The organism is Nocardioides caricicola (assembly GCF_039541135.1).
Taxonomy (GTDB): Bacteria; Actinomycetota; Actinomycetes; order Propionibacteriales; family Nocardioidaceae; genus Nocardioides; species Nocardioides caricicola.
In genome coordinates, this window is sequence record NZ_BAABFQ010000001.1 from 58,971 (window position 1) to 74,677 (window position 15,707).

The window sequence follows — 15,707 nt, forward strand, 5'->3', positions numbered from 1 at the left end:
CCGGGCGGCGATGAGCGCCCGCGCCTCGGTTCCGGCGGGTACGACGTCGGGCAGCTCGCCCAGGTCGGGTGCGGTGATCACCAGGTAGTCCAGATCCACGCTCTTCGCGGCGCGCAGCTCGGCGCGGGCGGCGTCGAGGGCGACGTCCGGTCCGTAGTGCGCGACCTCCTGCGCGGCGAACAGCGCGCGGCTCAGCGTGACGGCCTCGGACCGCTGCTCGGCGTCGAGGTAGCGGTTGCGGCTCGACAGCGCGAGGCCGTCGGGCTCGCGGACCGTCTCGGCGCCGACGACCTCGACCGGCATGTTGAGGTCGAGGACCATCCGCCGGATCAGCGCCAGCTGCTGGTAGTCCTTCTGGCCGAACACCGCGACGTCGGGGCGCACCAGGCCGAACAGCTTCGCGACCACGGTCAGCACACCGCGGAAGTGGCCGGGGCGGGTCCTGCCCTCGAGGATCTCGGCGAGCGGCCCGGGGTGCACCGTCACCTGCGGCTCTCCGCCGGGGTAGACCTCGTCCGGGCTGGGCGCGAACACGACGTCGACACCCTCGGCGGCGCACAGCTCGAGGTCGGCGTCGAGGGTGCGCGGGTAGCGGTCGAGGTCCTCGCCAGGACCGAACTGCAGCGGGTTCACGAAGATCGAGACGACGACCGGACCGCTCTGCCCCGTGCTGGCGACGCGCTCCCGGGCGACCCGCATCAGGCTGGCGTGACCCTCGTGGAGCGCGCCCATCGTCGGCACGAAACCGACGGGGCCGGACCGGTCCGCGAGCAGCGCGGCGAGCTCCTCGCGCGTGGGGGCGAGGGTGGGGCTGGAAGTCATCGGCGCCGCGCGACCTGGAGTACGGCGGCCCGCTCGGCCTGGTCGATGACGCGGCGGATCGCGTTCGCGCGGATCGGCAGCACCCGGCCGTCGGTCACCACCCGGTCGAGGGTGTCGCGGGCGAGGGCGACGTACGACGGCATCGTGTGCGGGGCGTTCGCGGTGATGTCGGCCAGGTGGGCGCGCACGGTGTTGACGTCGCCGCGCACGATCGCGCCGGTCAGCGCCGCGTCGCCGTGCTCGAGCGCGTTGTCGAGGGCCGCGGTCAGCAGCGGGCGCAGAGTGCCGGCGGGGTCGTCGGCACCGGCGGCGGCGAGCAGCTCCATCGCCTGGGTCACCAGCGTGACCAGGTGGTTGGCGCCGTGGGCCAGACCGGAGTGGTAGAGCGTGCGCATCTGCTCGGGCACCCACATCGGGCGGCCACCGAGATCGGCGACCAGGCCCTCGGCGAACGCCTTCTCGTCGTCCCCGGCCGTCAGGCCGAACACGCAGCCCGGCAGGCGGTCCAGGTCGAGGGCGGTGCCGGTGAACGTCATCGCGGGGTGCATCGCGACGACCCGCGCGCCGACGCGGCGGGCCGGCTCGAGGACCGCGAGACCATGGCGGCCGGAGGTGTGCACGACGTACTGACCCGGGCGGATGGCCCCGCTGTCACTGAGCACGGTGACGACGTTCTCGAGCATGTCGTCGGGGACCGTGAGCAGCAGCAGGTCCGCGGACCGCGCGACGTCGGAGGGCTTGCCGTGCCGGGCGCCGGGGATCAGGTCGGCGATGCGCGAACGGGAGGCGTCGGACTCGCCGGCGGCGGCGACCACGTGGTGGCCCGCGGCCTCGAGGGCGGCGGCCAGGACGGCGCCGACGCGGCCTGCGCCGACGACGCCGATGCGGTGCGTCATGGGTGTCGAACCTTTCGTTCCAGTCCCTCCGACCACCCCTCCCTGAGCTGCGGGGCGGGGCCGGTGTGGGTACCGGACGGTGTGCTCGTCTGTGGCTTCTGTCGAGGCGTTCTTACCCCGACGTCACCGAATGTACGCGCCGGTCCAGTCCGCGGTAACCCGCCGCGCACGTGACCTGCGCGACACCGCCGACGGCTCAGGACCGGGGCCGGCGCAGCGCCTTCCGCAGCCCGCGGCGGACCCGGGCGGGGACCAGCGCGCGGACCCCGTGCGGGACCCGGTCCGCGGCGGACGGCGCGGGGGCCGCGGGCTTCGCAGCGGTACGGCGGCCGCGCTGCTCCGCGGCGACCACCGACGACCGGGTGATCGCCTCGGACTCGGCGTACAGGTCGACGTAGCCCGCGCGCAGCTCATCGAGCGCCTCGTGCACCTCGGGGGTGTCGCCGCCCGGCTCGGCCAGCCGGTTGAGCTCGGCCCAGGTCTGCGCGGTCAGCTCGTGCAGCCGGGGCGGCAGCGCCAGGTCCTCGAGGGTCTGGGTCATCCGCCGCAGGTCCGGGTCGACGAACCGGTCGCCCTCCTCGATCGCCGCGGGGCTCGCGTGCTGCACGTGCTGGAGCCCGAGCTGCTCGCCGAGCGGGAGCACCGCGCGCTTCCAGTCGCTGAGCAGGTCGGCGTACCGGACGAACGCGCGGTCGCTGCCCCGGGTCGCGAGCTCGGTGTGCAGCAGCACGTTCAGCCAGGAGGCCGCGAGGTGGGCCGAGCCGAGCCGGCTCTGGTAGTAGGTCTGCCGGCTGCCAACCACCTCGGCCGGCGGGCGCAGCATCGTCGTGAAGACCGGGCGGGCGCCCGTGCGCGCCGCGGCGGCCCTCCACAGCGTGAGGAACCAGCTCAACCTCGGGTCCTTGACCACCAGCTCCGACCCGCTCGCGAAGTGCCCTTCGAGCCACTGCGCCGCGCGCTCCTGCTCGCGCGCGTGGCCCGAGATCCGGTCGGTCTCGACCCACGCGTCCGGGCGGGCGTCGCTGACCTGGACGAGGGCGTCGCGCAGCAGCCGGTCGTGGTTCTCGACCACCCACTGCGGCTCGCCGAAGCCCTTCGGGTTGCTCTCATCCGCGACCACCTCGGGCTGGGGCACGTGGAGGCCGAGGATCTGCATCAGGCCGGCCATCGTGCTGGTGCCGCTGCGGCCGGCGCCGGCGACGAAGAGCACCGTGCGCGGGTAGTCGGTCACGAGGAGGGACTCTAACCCTCGATACGGTGCGGCCATGAGGTTGCGACGGCGCTCACCGCTGCTCAGCGTGGTGGTGCCGGTGTACGACGTCGAGGCGTACCTGCCCGCCGCGCTCGACAGCGTGCTCGCCCAGACCCACGAGAACCTCCAGGTCGTGGTCGTCGACGACGGCTCGACCGACGGGTCGGGAGCCGTCGCCGACGCGTACGCCGCCCGCGACCCGCGGGTGCTGGTCGTGCACACCGAGAACCGGGGACTCGGCGCCGCGCGCAACGAGGGAGTGCGGCACGCGACCGGAGACCTGCTGGCGTTCGCGGACTCCGACGACGTCGTGCCCCCGGGCGCCTACCCCGTGCTGGTCAGGGAGCTGACCCGCACCGGCGCGGACTTCGCCACGGGCTCGGTCGCCCGGCTCGACGGCGACACCGTCAGCGAGCTGCCCTGGATGCGCCGGCTGCACAAGGACCGGCTGACGCTGCCGATCGAGCAGCACCCGGAGCTTCTCGGCGACGTCTTCGCGTGGAACAAGCTGTTCCGCCGCCCGTTCTGGGACGGCGCGGAGCTGGCCTGGCCCGAGGGCATCCGCTACGAGGACCAGCCGACGACCACGGCAGCGTACGTCCGCGCCCGGCGGGTCGCGATCGTGCCGGAGGTCGTCTACCACTGGCGGATCCGGCACGACGGCTCCTCGATCACGCAGCAGCGGTCGTCGCTGGACGACCTGCGCGACCGGTGGACGACCAAACGGATGTCGCTGGCGACCGTGGAGGCGTTCGGGTCGAAGAAGGTGAGCAAGGTCTTCCACGACCGGGTGCTCGCCGGCGACATGCACCGCTACTTCGCCGAGATCCCCGGCTGCTCGGACGCCTGGTGGGACCTGCTGGTCGCCGGGGTGCGGGAGTTCTGGGGCTCCCGCTCGCTGGTGCACTCGGGGCTGCCCCCGGTGCACCGGCTGACCGGCTGGCTGGTGGAGTCGGGCCGGCGCGACGACGCCACCCGGGTGATGGAGTACGTCGCCACGCTCGGGGGGCCGGTGCCGCAGGTGCGAACGCCGCGAGGACCGCGGATCGACGTGCCGGGCCTGGACCCGGCGACCGTCGACCCCGCGGCCCTCGCGCTGCGGGACTTCGAGGTGCGCGTGTAGCGCTGCTCAGTCGTCGCTGAGCAGGCCCTCGTCCTCGAGGAAGTCGCGGGCGACGTCCTCGGCCTTCTCGCGGTCGATCGACATCTCGCCGTTGAGCTCGGTGAGCTTCTCGGTGGTCAGCGCGGCCATCAGCGCGTTGAGGACGTCGGCGACGTCCGGGTGCGCCTCGAGGAACGACGTGCTCACCATCGGGACGAGGTTCTGCGCCGGCTGGATCTGCTTGTCGTCCTCGAGCAGGACCAGGCCCTGCGACGCGAGCGTGCCGTCGGTGGTGGAGGTCAGGCCGAGCTGCGACTCCCCGTCGAGGACCGACTGGTAGGTCTGGTCGCTGGCGAACCCGAGCGGCAGGATCTTCGAGATGTCGATGCCGTACTGCTCGGTGAGCCCGGCCTCGCAGTCGAGGCGGCCCTCGCAGTCGGGCGCCGCGGCCAGCACGACCGACTGGCCCTCCAGGTCCGAGAGCGTCGTGACGCCCTCGGAGTCGGAGAACTCCTGCGTCACGAAGAACGCGTTGGTGTCGGTCGCGCTCGACAGGTCGAGCAGGGTCGCCCCGGCGCCGTCGAGCAGCGCCTGGCCCTGGTCGGCCAGCTCCTGACCGTCACCGGCCGTGAACGGCTCGGCCTTGGCGCCGTTCTCCTGGGCGTTGAGGAAGTTCACGATGCCGCCGACGTACTCGGGCACCACGTCCACGCTGTCGGGGAACGTCGCCATGTAGACGTCGCGCGTGTCGACGAGCTTCACGTCGGTCTCGTAGCCGGCGTCGGTCAGCAGCTGGTCGTACATCGAGGCCAGCAGCGCCGCCTCCGGCCAGCTCTGGCTGGCGATGCGGACCGGGCCCTTGTCGGCGGACGCCGGGGTCGAGCTGTCGTCGTCGGCGGCGTCGCCGTCGGAGAGGTCGTCACCGGCACATGCGGTGGCGAGGAGGAGGGAGCCGACGGCTAGAACCGCGGCGAGGGAACGTCGTACCTGCATTGCATCACCTTCTGTGTCCCGCGACGGAGCCGCGCGTGTCCGGTCGTGCTCAGGCCGACGGATCGTCGGCCGGTTCGGTAACCATAGGTGCGGGCGCCGACATTCCCCGACGACGTTTCGGTGACGATGCGCGCGGGGCCGGGTCGAGCACCCGCTGGGCCAGCGCGGCCAGCACCTCGAGCACCAGCGCCACCAGCGCGACCACGACGGCGCCGGCGATGCCCTGGCCGTAGTTGGTCCGGTAGAAGCCCTCGGTGATCACGTTGCCGAGTCCCGGGCCCGCGACCAGCGCGGCGATCGTGGCGGTCGCCCAGACCTGCACCACGGCGAGGCGGAGCCCGAGCAGCACCATCGACGCCGCGAGCGGCAGCTCGACGCGAGTGAACTTCTGCCAGCCGCTCATGCCCATGCCGTCGGCGGCCTGCTTCACCGCGGGCGACACCTCGCGGATCCCGACGTTGGCGTTGGTGATGATCGGGGGCAGCGCGAACAGCGTCAGCGCGATGATCGTGGCCAGCCCGGCGCGGCCGTACGGCCCGAAGTCCGCCGTGCCCGGCCAGTCGGCGGTCACGAGGAACGCCAGCAGCGCGAACGTGGGTACGGCGCGCCCGACGTTCGAGACGTTGATCGCGAGCAGGTTGCCGCGGCCGAGGTGTCCGAGCCACAGCGCGACCGGCAGCCCGATGGCTGCTGCGACTGCCAGCGCCGTGAAGCTCAGCAGCAGCTGCTCGACGAGCAGGTGCAGCATCCCGTCGTCGCCGGTCCAGCTGGCCGGGTCGGTCAGGTAGTCCCAGGTGTCGGTGAGGACGGTCACGAGCGCACCCCCCGGGCCCACGGCGTCAGCAGCCACTGGGAGAACACGATGAGCACGTCGAACAGCACCGCGATCAGCACGCACAGGATCGACGCCGTCATCAGCTCCGCGCGGAAGTTCGACGTGACGCCGTCCTTGATCAGGTTGCCGAGCCCGCCGTACGACACCAGCGACCCGACCGTGGTCAGCGCGACGGTCGACACGGTGGCCACGCGGAGGCCGGCCATGATCACCGGCAGCGCGAGCGGGAGCTCGACGCGGAACAGCAGCCGGGTGGCGCCGTACCCCATGCCGCGGGCGGACTCGCGCACGCCGGGCGGCACCGAGCGCAGGCCCTCGAGCATGCTGCGCACCAGGATCGTCAGCGCGTAGAGCGCCAGCGCGATCACCACGGTCGTCGCGCTGATCCCGGTGAACGGCACCATCAGCGGCAGCAGCGCGAGGGACGGGATCGTGTAGATCGCGGTCGCCGTCCCCAAGATGGCGGTCTCCAGCCGCGGGAGCCGGCGGGCGACCAGGGCCAGGGGAAACGCGATGAGGACGCCGAGGATGACCGCGGCGAGGGTGATGCCGAGGTGCTGCACGGTCGCGTCGGTGATCTCCTGCTGGTAGTCGCGCAGGTACTGCCCGCAGAACCACTCGTTCGTGAGACGGCTGTAGCAGCTGGGCTCACTGGCGGCTGCCGAGGCCGCGAGTAGGGTCACCGCATGGACGGTACCGGTTCCGACGCCATGACCCCGCCCATGACCCGGCCCATGATCCGGCTCAGCGGGGTCGGGAAGACCTACGACGACGGCACCGTCGCGGTGCAGCAGCTCGACCTCGAGGTGCAGCGCGGCGAGCTCGTGTGCCTGGTCGGGCCGTCGGGCTGCGGCAAGTCCACGACGCTGAAGATGATCAACCGGCTGATCGAGCCGACCACCGGGTCGATCGAGATCGACGGCCAGGACGTGACGGGCCAGGACCCGGTCGAGATGCGCCGCGGGATCGGCTACGTGATCCAGCAGGTGGGGCTGTTCCCCCACCAGAAGATCATCCAGAACGTCATGACGGTCCCGCTGCTGTACGGCGAGTCGAAGGCCAAGGCGCGCCAGCGCGCCACCGAGCTCCTCGAGCTCGTCGGGCTCGACCCGGCGACGTACGCCGACCGGTACCCGCACCAGCTCTCGGGTGGGCAGCAGCAGCGCGTCGGCGTCGCCCGCGCGCTCGCGGCCAACCCGCCCGTGCTGCTGATGGACGAGCCCTTCGGCGCCGTCGACCCGATCGTGCGGCTGCGCCTGCAGGACGAGTTCCTGCGGCTGCAGGACGAGCTGGGCGTGACGGTCGTGTTCGTCACCCACGACATCGACGAGGCGGTGCGGCTCGGCGACCGGGTCGCGGTGTTCGCGACCGGCGGGCGGCTCGCGCAGTACGACACCCCAGCGCGGCTGCTCGGCCGCCCGGCCGACGACTTCGTCGCGGACTTCGTCGGCTCGACGAGCGGGCTGCGCCGGCTCACGGTGATCCCGCTCGACCCGGCGCACGTCGAGCCCCTGGACGGCGTCCGCACCGGTGACCTCGACGCCGTGATCGACACGGACACCACGCTCGGCGACGCGCTGGCCGTCCTGCTGCGCGAGGACCGCGGCCTGGTCGGCGTGAAGCAGGGCTCCCAGTTCGTCGGCGTCCTGACCCCGAACGGCGTTCACCGCGCGCTGCGCGCGGCCCTGGCGGAGATGGCCGCCGCGCGATAGTCCCTCACGTTCTGGCTGCCCACCACGGCGTGTCGACAGCCAAAACGTTAGGGACTATCGCACCGGGACGTCGCGGTGCCAGGACTCGGTGACGTACTTCGTCTCCCAGCCCATCGACGTGTAGAGCCCGGCCGCGCCGGTCGGTGAGTCGGCGTCGACCTCGAGGCCGACGCGGTCGCGCCCGCGCTGGGCCGCGTCGGCGATGATCGTACGCAACAGCCCCTTGGCGACGCCGCGGCCGCGGGCGGCCTCGAGCACACCCAGGTAGGAGACGTACGACCCGTCCGGGCCGGTGCTGCTCTCGGAGACCGTGCCGATCAGCGCGCCGACCGGCTGCGGGGCGTCCCCGTCGACGATCTCGGCCAGCCACCAGTGGTCCCAGCGGTGACCCGGGTCCTCGCGCAGCCGGTGGAGGAACTCCTCGAACGTCTCCTCGCTGGAGTTGAAGTGGTCGGTGAACGCGCTCTCGAGCACGTCGTGGATCTCGCGCAGGTCGTCCTCGTCGGGCATCCCGTCGCCGGTACGGCGCACCAGCCGGAACACCACGCCGCCGGACTCCCAGTGGTCGGGGGTCTCGACGAGCTCCTCCTCGTCGACCGCGACGGGCCGGCTCATCTGCCACCAGGTGCGGACCTTGCTGAACCCGGCCCCCTCCAGCCACCGGGCCTGGCGCTGGTCGCCCTCGAACGTGCCGGTGTCGATCTGCTGCGTCTCCAGCCCCCGGGCCGCGCCCACGGCGCGGGCCTGGGCCTCCGCCCACGCGAGGAGCACGTCGGAGCACCGGTCGGCGACGTCGTCGGGCAGGTCGCGCTCGACGATGTGCACGAACAGCATCCGGCCGACCGACCGGTCGTGGACGCTCCCCCACGCATGGATCTCGCCCTCGCCGTCGCGGATCACGACGTTCTCGCGCATCCGGAGCCCGTGCTCGGAGACCTCGACGAGCACGTCGTCGACCGACGCGCCCGCCCAGCCCCGGCCGTGGCGCTCGTGGTTGCGCAGCAGGTGCGCCAGCCGGGCGACGTCGAAGCGGTCCGCCGGGTCGGGCGTGTCGACGGCCCAGCCGTCGGGCAGCCCGTCGGCGTCGCCCACGACGCCCTCGGGGTCGCTCAGGAAGCGGTTGTCGTCCGGAAGCACGTCAGCCTCCTCCCGCACGGGGAGGAGGCTGAAACGTGACTGAGGGTCAGATCACGCGCTTGTGCGCCTCGGCCGCCTGCCAGGCGGTCGTCACCGTCGCGAGCTCGGCACGTACGACGTCGAGCTGCTGCTCGAGCTCGGCGACCTTGAGCTGCGCGGCGTTGGCGCGCGCCTCGGCGCCGGCCCGGCTCTGCTCGAGCCGGATCGTCGCGTCGCGGCTGTCCTGCTCGGCCGCCTTGTGCCGGCGCGTCTCGGCGGCCAGCCGCCGGGCGGCGTCGCCGGCGCGCTGCTGGGCCGCGGCGAGCGCGTCCTCGAGCTCGACGATGATGCCCTCGTGGAGCTCCTGTCGCGACCGCATCTCGTCGACGAACGCGGCGTTCTCGGCGGTGCGCTCGACGGTGATGTCGCGGTAGGCCTGGGCCTGGGCGGCCCGGTCGCGGGCGGCCTCACGGCGCGCGACGGTCAGCTCGGAGTAGGTGATGCGGGACGCGGCCGCGCCGAGGACGACGGCCAGGACGGCCGCGATCGACACCAGGAGCGGCGTACCGCTCGCGATCGCGCCGCCGACGACCACCGCGGCCACGCCCACGAGGACGGCTGCGAGGGTCAGGCGGGTGCTGCGTTGCCGGCGCCGGTTGCGCGCGGACGGACGTGCCTGTGGGGAAGACATGCAGGCAGGTTAGGACTCATGCTCCTCGGTTTTGACGCGACACGCTCGCTCGAGGAGCAGCGAGGTGACGACGATCGCGATGCCGGCTAGACCAGCGATGACCGATCGCCACACCCGCTGCGACCCCAGCTCGGTGTCCACGCCGACCCAGCTGAGGGCGTAGCCGAGGTAGCCGCCGGCCACCAGGGCGCCCACCAGCGCGCAGGCGCGGGCGAGCACCAGCCGGTTCACCGCCTGCTGCGGCTCGAGCCGCTCCTCGTGCACGTGGAGGGTGCGCCAGGTGAAGAACGCCGTGGCGCCCAGGATCGCCGCGACCAGCAGGAGCGCGAGCGGCTGCGCCCAGGTCACGATCGGCGCGGTGTCGCGGACCTGCTCCGCGAGCGGGCGCAGCGCCCAGCCGCCGACCAGGCCGACGACGCCCCACAGGGTCAGCGCGCCGGCGGTGGTGGGCCGCAGCCGCCCAGCCGGCGGCTCGCCGGACGGGTCGGCGCTCACCGGTGGGTCACTGGAACTGGAGGACCAGGTCGTCGCGCAGCTTCATCCCGCTCTGGTCAGCCCCCTCGAGGAGGTCGGCGACCGGACCGTGGCCCGGCAGCTCGGCGCCCGGGTCGACGTCGAGCCAGGGCCGCATCACGAACGCACGCTCGCCGGCGCGCGGGTGCGGCAGCCGCAGGAAGTCCTCGTTGCTGCGCCGGTCGCCGACCACGATCAGGTCGACGTCCAGCGTGCGCGGGGCGTTCTTGACCTCGCTGCGCTCACGCTCGAAGGCGTCCTCGATCGCCAGCGCGCGGTCCATCAGCCGGGTGGCGGCCAGCGTGGTGTCGATCAGCACGACGGCGTTGAGGAACGTCTTGGCGTCCGGCGGGCAGTCGACCGGCTCGGTCTCGTAGACCGGCGACACGGCCGTGATCCACACGTCCGGGGTGTCGGCGAGTGCGTTCACCGCGCCCTGGAGGCTCGCCATCCGCTCACCGAGGTTCGATCCGAGGGCCAGCACCGCCCGCCGGATCGGACGCATCTCACCGGTCAGGGTGTCGGCGTCCACGATGTTCGGGTTGGGGGTCTCAGTCACGGCGGCCCTCGCGTTTCCGGGTGATCGTCAGCACGACGTCCGAGAACGTCGCGTCGATGGGTGCGTCCGGCTTGTGAACGGAGACCCGAGCCCATTCAACACGACCGTCCAAGAGACAGACGTCCGCGATCCGCTGGGCCAGGGTCTCGATCAGGTCGACCGGATCCTTCTCCACGGCGGCTTTCACCGAGGCCACGAGACTCCCGTAGTCGACGGTGTCTTGCAAGTCGTCGGAGGCCGCGGCCGGGCTGGTGTCGATGCCCAGCACGAGGTCGATCACGAAGACCTGGCCCTCGCGCCGCTCGAACTCGAAGACCCCGTGGTGGCCGTAGCACTCGATCCCGGTCACGCTCAGCTCGTCGACCATCGTCACTCCTCCGTCGTTGGCTCGCTGAGCCGCGCGACCACCTGGAGGGCGTCGCTCGCGGCACGTACGTCGTGCACCCGCAGGCCCCACACGCCCTGCTGGGCGAGGTGGACGGTGAGCGCGGTGTTGGCGTGCTCACGCTCCCCCACCGGACGCGCGGCGCCGCCGGAGGCGAGGAGACTACCGAGGAACGACTTGCGGCTCGCACCCACCAGCAGCGGGCGCCCGAGGCCCTGGAGCACGTCGAGGTGCCGCAGCAGCTCCCAGTTGTGCTCGGGACGCTTCGCGAACCCCAGGCCCGGGTCCAGCACGATCTTCGCGGGTGCGACACCGGCGGCGAGGATCGCGTCGACCCGCACCGCGAGCTCGTCGCGCACCGCGGCGACCACGCCACCCGGGCCGTCGTACACGGCGAAGTCGCGCATGTGGTCGGCGTGCGCACGCCAGTGCATGGCGACGTACGTCGCTCCGCTGGCGGCGACCACGTCGAGGATGCCGGGGTCGGCCAGCCCGCCGGACACGTCGTTGACGATCGTCGCGCCGGCACCGACCGCGGCCTCGGCGACCTCGGCGCGCATGGTGTCGACCGAGACGACCGCGCCCTCGGCGGCCAGGGCCGAGATCACCGGGATCACCCGCCCGAGCTCCTCGCCGACCAGGGGCCGCGTGGCGCCCGGCCGCGTCGACTCCCCGCCGATGTCGAGGATGTCCGCGCCGGCGGCGAGCAGCTCGCGGCCGTGCCGCACGGCCGCCTCGGGCTCGAGCCAGCGGCCGCCGTCGGAGAAGGAGTCCGGCGTGACGTTGACGACGCCCATGAGCAGCGGGGACCTGGGCATGGCCACGAGGCTAGTGGTCCGGACCCCCTGGACTCCCGGGTGAGAGCCCGTATTATCCGCCGTGTGACGGTCATCACCACCGCAGAGCGCCGCGACCGCCTGGTCGCCGCAGCCATCGACGCCGCCGGGCACGACGACTTCGGGTCGGACAGCTGGCAGGAGGGGCTCGACGTCTACCTCGAGTCGCTCACCGAGAGCGCCCGGCTCAACGAGATCGGGGTCGGGGTCGCCGAGGACGGCATCGTCGGCGACCTCGCCAACCGGCTGCGGATCGAGGCCTGGCGGGCCGAGCACCCCGAGGTCGCCGCCCAGGAGGTACGCCGGCCGATCGTGATCGTCGGCCAACCCCGGACCGGCACCACGATCCTGCACGACCTGATGGCCCAGGACCCGGCCAACCGCGCCCCGATCAGCTGGGAGCTGGAGCGCCCGGTCCCCGCGCCGCGCACCGAGACGTTCTGGACCGACCCGCGGATCGAGGAGTGCCAGGCCGGCTTCGACCTGGTCGAGTCGTTCATCCCCGGCTTCACCTCCTTCCACGAGCTCGGCGCCCGGCTGGCGCAGGAGGACGTGCGGATCTTCACCAGCGACTTCCGGTCCATGCAGCACTCGCTGCAGTTCGAGGTCCCGGCGTACAACCGCTGGCTGCTGCACGAGGCCGACATGGCGCCGGCGTACCGCTGGCACCGCCGGTTCCTCCAGCACCTGCAGTCCGAGCACCACGCCGAGCGCTGGCTGCTGAAGTCGCCCGCGCACCTGTGGGCGCTGCCCGCGCTGCTGGCGGAGTACCCGGACGCCGTCGTCATCCAGACCCACCGCGACCCGCTCAAGGTGATCGCATCGATCAGCGCCCTCGGCGCGAGCCTGCGCGAGATGACCACCGACCACTTCGAGGTGACCCGGCTGGCGGCGCAGTACGGCGACGACATCCCCGTGGGGCTCGACCGGGCGCTCCAGGCACGCCGCGACGGGCTGTTCGGTCCCGGCCAGGTCGTCGACGTGCGGTACCAGGACATCCGGCACGACCTGATCGGCGCCGTCGGCCGCATCTACGACGAGATCGGTCTCGAGCTCACCGCCGAGGCGGAGTCGCGGATGCGCGCGTTCCTCGACGCCCACCCGGGCGACCAGGCCGGCAGCCTCAAGCGGTACTCCTTCAGCGAGACCGGGCTCGACGAGGGCGCGCTGCGCGAGCGGGTGCGCGAGTACCAGGAGTTCTTCGAGGTGGAGTCGGAGCCGCTGGGGTGATGCCCCTGGACCGTCGAGTGACGCCGAACGGCCCCGGATCGAGTGTTTTCAGGACCATTTCACGTCACTCGACGAGAAACTCGCCGAGCTAGCGGCGGTGGATCAGCGCCATCGCCTCGGCCCGGGTGGCGGCGTTGGACAGCATCGAGCCACGGACCGCGGAGGTGATGGTGCGCGCGCCGGCCTTCTTCACGCCGCGCATGGTCATGCAGAGGTGCTCGGCCTCGATCACCACGATCACGCCGCGGGCGTCGAGCAGCTCCATCAGCGCGTCGGCGACCTGCGTGGTCAGCCGCTCCTGCACCTGCGGCCGCTTCGCGTAGACGTCGACGAGGCGCGCGAGCTTGGAGAGCCCGGTGATCTTGCCGGACTCCGCCGGGATGTAGCCGACGTGCGCGACACCGGTGAACGGCACCAGGTGGTGCTCGCACATCGACCACAGCTCGATGTCACGCACCAGGACCATCTCGTCGTGACCGAGGTCGAACGTCGTGGTCAGCACGTCCTCGGGTGCCATCCGCAGGCCCGCGGTCAGCTCGGCGTACGCCCGCGCCACCCGCGCCGGGGTGTCGTGCAGCCCCTCACGGTCGGGGTCCTCCCCGATCGCGAACAGCAGCTCGCGCACAGCCGCCTCGGCCCGCGCGTGGTCGAACGGCGGGATCTCGTCGGGCCGGCGCGCGTCCGGCCGGATCGAGTCGGTCATCGCGGCGGAAGGTCGGGCGCCTGACCCGTCGCGCCGCCGGTGCCCGGGTCGCCGTGCACGTCGCCACCGGAGCTCGGCGGCGTGAGGATCGCGCCGCTCTGCTCCTCCGCCTGAGCGGCGCCGTTGGCCGCAACGCGGTCCTTGATCCACTGCGGGATCTCGACCGGCGGGATCGTCGACGGCACGCGCTGGTCGGACCCGGTCCACGCCGGCCGCTCGGGACGGCGGCGCAGCGCCTCGAAGATCCGCGCGACCTGGTCCTTGTCGAGGGTCTCCTTGTCGAAGAGCTCGAGGACCAGCGCGTCGAGGACGTCGCGGTTCTCCTCGAGGATCTCGAAGGCCTCCTGGTGGGCGGTCGCGAGCAGCTTCTTGGTCTCCTCGTCGACGATCGCGGCGACGTCCTCGGAGTAGTTCCGGGTGTGGCCGAAGTCGCGACCGAGGAACGGCTCGGAGTTGGAGTCGCCGAGCTTGATCGCGCCCAGCCGCTCGGTCATGCCGTACTGGGTGACCATCGCCCGGGCCAGGTTCGTGGCCTTCTCGATGTCGTTGCCCGCGCCGGTGGTCGGGTCGTGGAAGATCAGCTCCTCCGCGGCCCGGCCGCCCAGCATGTAGGCGAGTGTGTCGAGCATCTGCGAGCGCGTCTGGGAGTACTTGTCCTCGTCGGGCAGCACCATCGTGTAGCCCAGCGCCCGGCCACGCGGCAGGATCGTGATCTTGTGCACCGGGTCGGTGCCGGGGAGCGCCGCGGCGACGAGGGCGTGGCCGCCCTCGTGGTAAGCCGTGATCAGCTTCTCCTTCTCGCTCATCAGGCGGGTGCGCCGCTGCGGGCCGGCGATCACGCGGTCGATCGCCTCGTCCAGCGCCTCCTTGGTGATCAGCTTCTGGTTGCCGCGCGCGGTGAGCAGCGCGGCCTCGTTGAGCACGTTGGCGAGGTCGGCGCCGCTGAAGCCCGGCGTACGACGGGCGACCGAGCGCAGGTCGACGTCCTGGGCGAGCGGCTTGCCGCGCGAGTGGACCTGGAGGATCTGCTGGCGGCCGGAGAGATCGGGGGCGTCGACCTGGATCTGCCGGTCGAAGCGGCCGGGACGCAGCAGCGCCGGGTCGAGGACGTCGGGCCGGTTCGTGGCCGCGATCAGGATCACGCCGCCCCGGACGTCGAAGCCGTCCATCTCGACCAGCAGCTGGTTGAGCGTCTGCTCGCGCTCGTCGTGGCCGCCGCCCATGCCGGCGCCGCGGTGCCGGCCGACGGCGTCGATCTCGTCGATGAAGACGATCGCCGGGGCGTTCTCCTTGGCCTGCTCGAACAGGTCGCGGACGCGCGAGGCGCCGACGCCGACGAACATCTCGACGAAGTCCGAGCCGGAGATCGAGTAGAACGGGACGCCCGCCTCGCCCGCGACCGCGCGAGCCAGGAGCGTCTTGCCGGTACCGGGCTGGCCGTAGAGCAGCACGCCCTTGGGGATCTTGGCGCCGACGGCCTGGAACTTCGCCGGCTCCTGGAGGAACTCCTTGATCTCGCCGAGCTCCTCGATGGCCTCGTCGCAGCCAGCGACGTCGGCGAACGTCGTCTTCGGCATGTCCTTGGTGATGAGCTTCGCCCGCGACTTCGCGAACTGCATGACCCCGCGACCACCGCCGCCCTGGACCTGGTTCATCAGGAACAGGAACAGCAAGATGATGAGCGCGAACGGGAGCAGCGTCGCCAGGATCGAGCCGAGCAGGCTCGGCTTGGGCACGTCGACGGTGTACTTCTCGATCTCACCCGCCTCGACCTGCTCCTGCACCTCGGCCTCGATCTCGGCCTGGGTGCCGTCCAGCCAGAACGCCGAGACCTTGTCCCCGTTGTCCAGCACGGCCTTGATCTGCTGCTCGCCGGCGTCGACGAAGGTGATCTCCTTGACCTCGCCCGAGGAGATCCGGTCCAGCATGTCGGAGGACTCGATCTCCTCGCCGCCCCGGTTGGGTGCGAGGTACTGCAGGGCGAGCAGGACGCCCACCACGGCCAGGACGATCCACAGCCAGGGACCCTTGAATATGCGCTTCACAGGCTTCTCTCGGACGA

General features: G+C 72.2%; 17 protein-coding genes. 3 read left to right on the plus strand and 14 right to left on the minus strand.

Annotated elements, in window-relative coordinates; genetic code table 11:
• From panC to ABD875_RS00320, 3 genes are all read right to left on the minus strand, one after another.
• Window positions 1-822, minus strand: an 822-nt coding sequence (gene panC, locus ABD875_RS00310) for a pantoate--beta-alanine ligase (RefSeq protein ID WP_345170389.1), incomplete at its 3' end; no start/stop codon positions are given.
• Window positions 819-1,718 (minus strand): Rossmann-like and DUF2520 domain-containing protein, encoded by a 900-nt coding sequence (locus ABD875_RS00315; protein WP_345170391.1) that lies wholly within the window; start codon window positions 1,716-1,718, stop codon window positions 819-821. The genes ABD875_RS00315 and panC, both read right to left, overlap by 4 nt.
• A gap of 196 nt (window positions 1,719-1,914) precedes the next feature.
• Window positions 1,915-2,949 (minus strand): sulfotransferase family protein, encoded by a 1,035-nt coding sequence (locus tag ABD875_RS00320; protein ID WP_345170393.1) that lies wholly within the window; start codon window positions 2,947-2,949, stop codon window positions 1,915-1,917.
• Window positions 2,950-2,983: 34 nt separating this feature from the next.
• Between ABD875_RS00320 and ABD875_RS00325 the strand changes: the two genes are divergently transcribed.
• Entirely contained in the window at window positions 2,984-4,093 is a 1,110-nt protein-coding gene (locus ABD875_RS00325) for a glycosyltransferase family 2 protein (RefSeq protein ID WP_345170395.1), read from the plus strand.
• Window positions 4,094-4,099: 6 nt separating this feature from the next.
• Here ABD875_RS00325 and ABD875_RS00330 read toward each other — a convergent pair whose 3' ends face one another.
• The 3 genes from ABD875_RS00330 to ABD875_RS00340 are packed head-to-tail and all read right to left on the minus strand — an operon-like array spanning window position 4,100 to window position 6,583.
• Window positions 4,100-5,065 carry an ABC transporter substrate-binding protein gene (locus ABD875_RS00330; protein WP_345170397.1) on the minus strand — a complete coding sequence of 322 codons (966 nt, stop codon included), beginning with the start codon at window positions 5,063-5,065 and terminating at the stop codon, window positions 4,100-4,102.
• Window positions 5,066-5,114: 49 nt separating this feature from the next.
• Entirely contained in the window at window positions 5,115-5,879 is a 765-nt protein-coding gene (locus ABD875_RS00335) for an ABC transporter permease (RefSeq protein ID WP_345170399.1), read from the minus strand.
• Window positions 5,876-6,583 (minus strand): ABC transporter permease, encoded by a 708-nt coding sequence (locus tag ABD875_RS00340; RefSeq protein WP_345170400.1) that lies wholly within the window; start codon window positions 6,581-6,583, stop codon window positions 5,876-5,878. Before ABD875_RS00340 ends, ABD875_RS00335 begins: the two co-directional genes overlap by 4 nt.
• A 3-nt stretch (window positions 6,584-6,586) precedes the next feature.
• Here ABD875_RS00340 and ABD875_RS00345 point away from each other — a divergent pair, with 3 nt between their 5' ends.
• Window positions 6,587-7,612, plus strand: a complete 1,026-nt coding sequence (locus tag ABD875_RS00345; protein ID WP_379187987.1) for an ABC transporter ATP-binding protein — start codon at window positions 6,587-6,589, stop codon at window positions 7,610-7,612.
• Between the two features lie 54 nt (window positions 7,613-7,666).
• Here ABD875_RS00345 and ABD875_RS00350 read toward each other — a convergent pair whose 3' ends face one another.
• The 6 genes from ABD875_RS00350 to folP are packed head-to-tail and all read right to left on the minus strand — an operon-like array spanning window position 7,667 to window position 11,694.
• Window positions 7,667-8,767: a GNAT family N-acetyltransferase gene (locus ABD875_RS00350; RefSeq protein ID WP_345170402.1), complete on the minus strand. Its 1,101-nt coding sequence runs from the start codon at window positions 8,765-8,767 to the stop codon at window positions 7,667-7,669.
• A gap of 28 nt (window positions 8,768-8,795) precedes the next feature.
• Window positions 8,796-9,419: a hypothetical protein gene (locus ABD875_RS00355; protein WP_345170404.1), complete on the minus strand. Its 624-nt coding sequence runs from the start codon at window positions 9,417-9,419 to the stop codon at window positions 8,796-8,798.
• Between the two features lie 9 nt (window positions 9,420-9,428).
• Window positions 9,429-9,914, minus strand: coding sequence for a DUF3180 domain-containing protein (locus ABD875_RS00360; protein ID WP_345170405.1), 486 nt, complete (start codon window positions 9,912-9,914; stop codon window positions 9,429-9,431).
• Between the two features lie 7 nt (window positions 9,915-9,921).
• A complete protein-coding gene (folK, locus tag ABD875_RS00365; RefSeq protein WP_345170407.1) occupies window positions 9,922-10,491 on the minus strand; it encodes a 2-amino-4-hydroxy-6-hydroxymethyldihydropteridine diphosphokinase in 570 nt (189 codons plus the stop codon).
• Window positions 10,484-10,858, minus strand: coding sequence for a dihydroneopterin aldolase (gene folB, locus ABD875_RS00370; protein WP_345170409.1), 375 nt, complete (start codon window positions 10,856-10,858; stop codon window positions 10,484-10,486). Before folB ends, folK begins: the two co-directional genes overlap by 8 nt.
• A gap of 2 nt (window positions 10,859-10,860) precedes the next feature.
• The gene (gene folP / locus ABD875_RS00375; protein WP_345170411.1) at window positions 10,861-11,694 is read right to left on the minus strand and encodes a dihydropteroate synthase; all 834 of its coding nucleotides are present in this window, start codon (window positions 11,692-11,694) and stop codon (window positions 10,861-10,863) included.
• Window positions 11,695-11,757: 63 nt separating this feature from the next.
• On the opposite strand from folP, the gene ABD875_RS00380 reads away from it, so the two are divergent.
• Window positions 11,758-12,942: a sulfotransferase family protein gene (locus ABD875_RS00380; protein ID WP_345170413.1), complete on the plus strand. Its 1,185-nt coding sequence runs from the start codon at window positions 11,758-11,760 to the stop codon at window positions 12,940-12,942.
• Between the two features lie 88 nt (window positions 12,943-13,030).
• Here ABD875_RS00380 and folE read toward each other — a convergent pair whose 3' ends face one another.
• Both folE and ftsH read right to left on the minus strand, forming a co-directional pair.
• Window positions 13,031-13,645 carry a GTP cyclohydrolase I FolE gene (gene folE, locus ABD875_RS00385; protein ID WP_345170415.1) on the minus strand — a complete coding sequence of 205 codons (615 nt, stop codon included), beginning with the start codon at window positions 13,643-13,645 and terminating at the stop codon, window positions 13,031-13,033.
• A complete protein-coding gene (gene ftsH / locus ABD875_RS00390; RefSeq protein WP_345170417.1) occupies window positions 13,642-15,690 on the minus strand; it encodes an ATP-dependent zinc metalloprotease FtsH in 2,049 nt (682 codons plus the stop codon). The genes folE and ftsH overlap by 4 nt, the downstream gene beginning before the upstream one ends.
• Between the last annotated feature and the right edge of the window lie 17 nt (window positions 15,691-15,707).

Excerpts from the sequence above, each read along its gene's own strand:
- ABD875_RS00355 (WP_345170404.1), bottom strand. The coding sequence starts at position 9,419 with ATGTCTTCCCCACAGGCACGTCCGTCCGCGCGCAACCGGCGCCGGCAA.
- ABD875_RS00345 (WP_379187987.1), top strand. The coding sequence starts at position 6,587 with ATGGACGGTACCGGTTCCGACGCCATGACCCCGCCCATGACCCGGCCC.
- folB (WP_345170409.1), bottom strand. The coding sequence starts at position 10,858 with ATGGTCGACGAGCTGAGCGTGACCGGGATCGAGTGCTACGGCCACCAC.
- folP (WP_345170411.1), bottom strand. The coding sequence starts at position 11,694 with ATGCCCAGGTCCCCGCTGCTCATGGGCGTCGTCAACGTCACGCCGGAC.
- folE (WP_345170415.1), bottom strand. The coding sequence starts at position 13,645 with ATGACCGACTCGATCCGGCCGGACGCGCGCCGGCCCGACGAGATCCCG.
- ABD875_RS00325 (WP_345170395.1), top strand. The coding sequence starts at position 2,984 with ATGAGGTTGCGACGGCGCTCACCGCTGCTCAGCGTGGTGGTGCCGGTG.
- ABD875_RS00330 (WP_345170397.1), bottom strand. The coding sequence starts at position 5,065 with ATGCAGGTACGACGTTCCCTCGCCGCGGTTCTAGCCGTCGGCTCCCTC.
- ABD875_RS00315 (WP_345170391.1), bottom strand. The coding sequence starts at position 1,718 with ATGACGCACCGCATCGGCGTCGTCGGCGCAGGCCGCGTCGGCGCCGTC.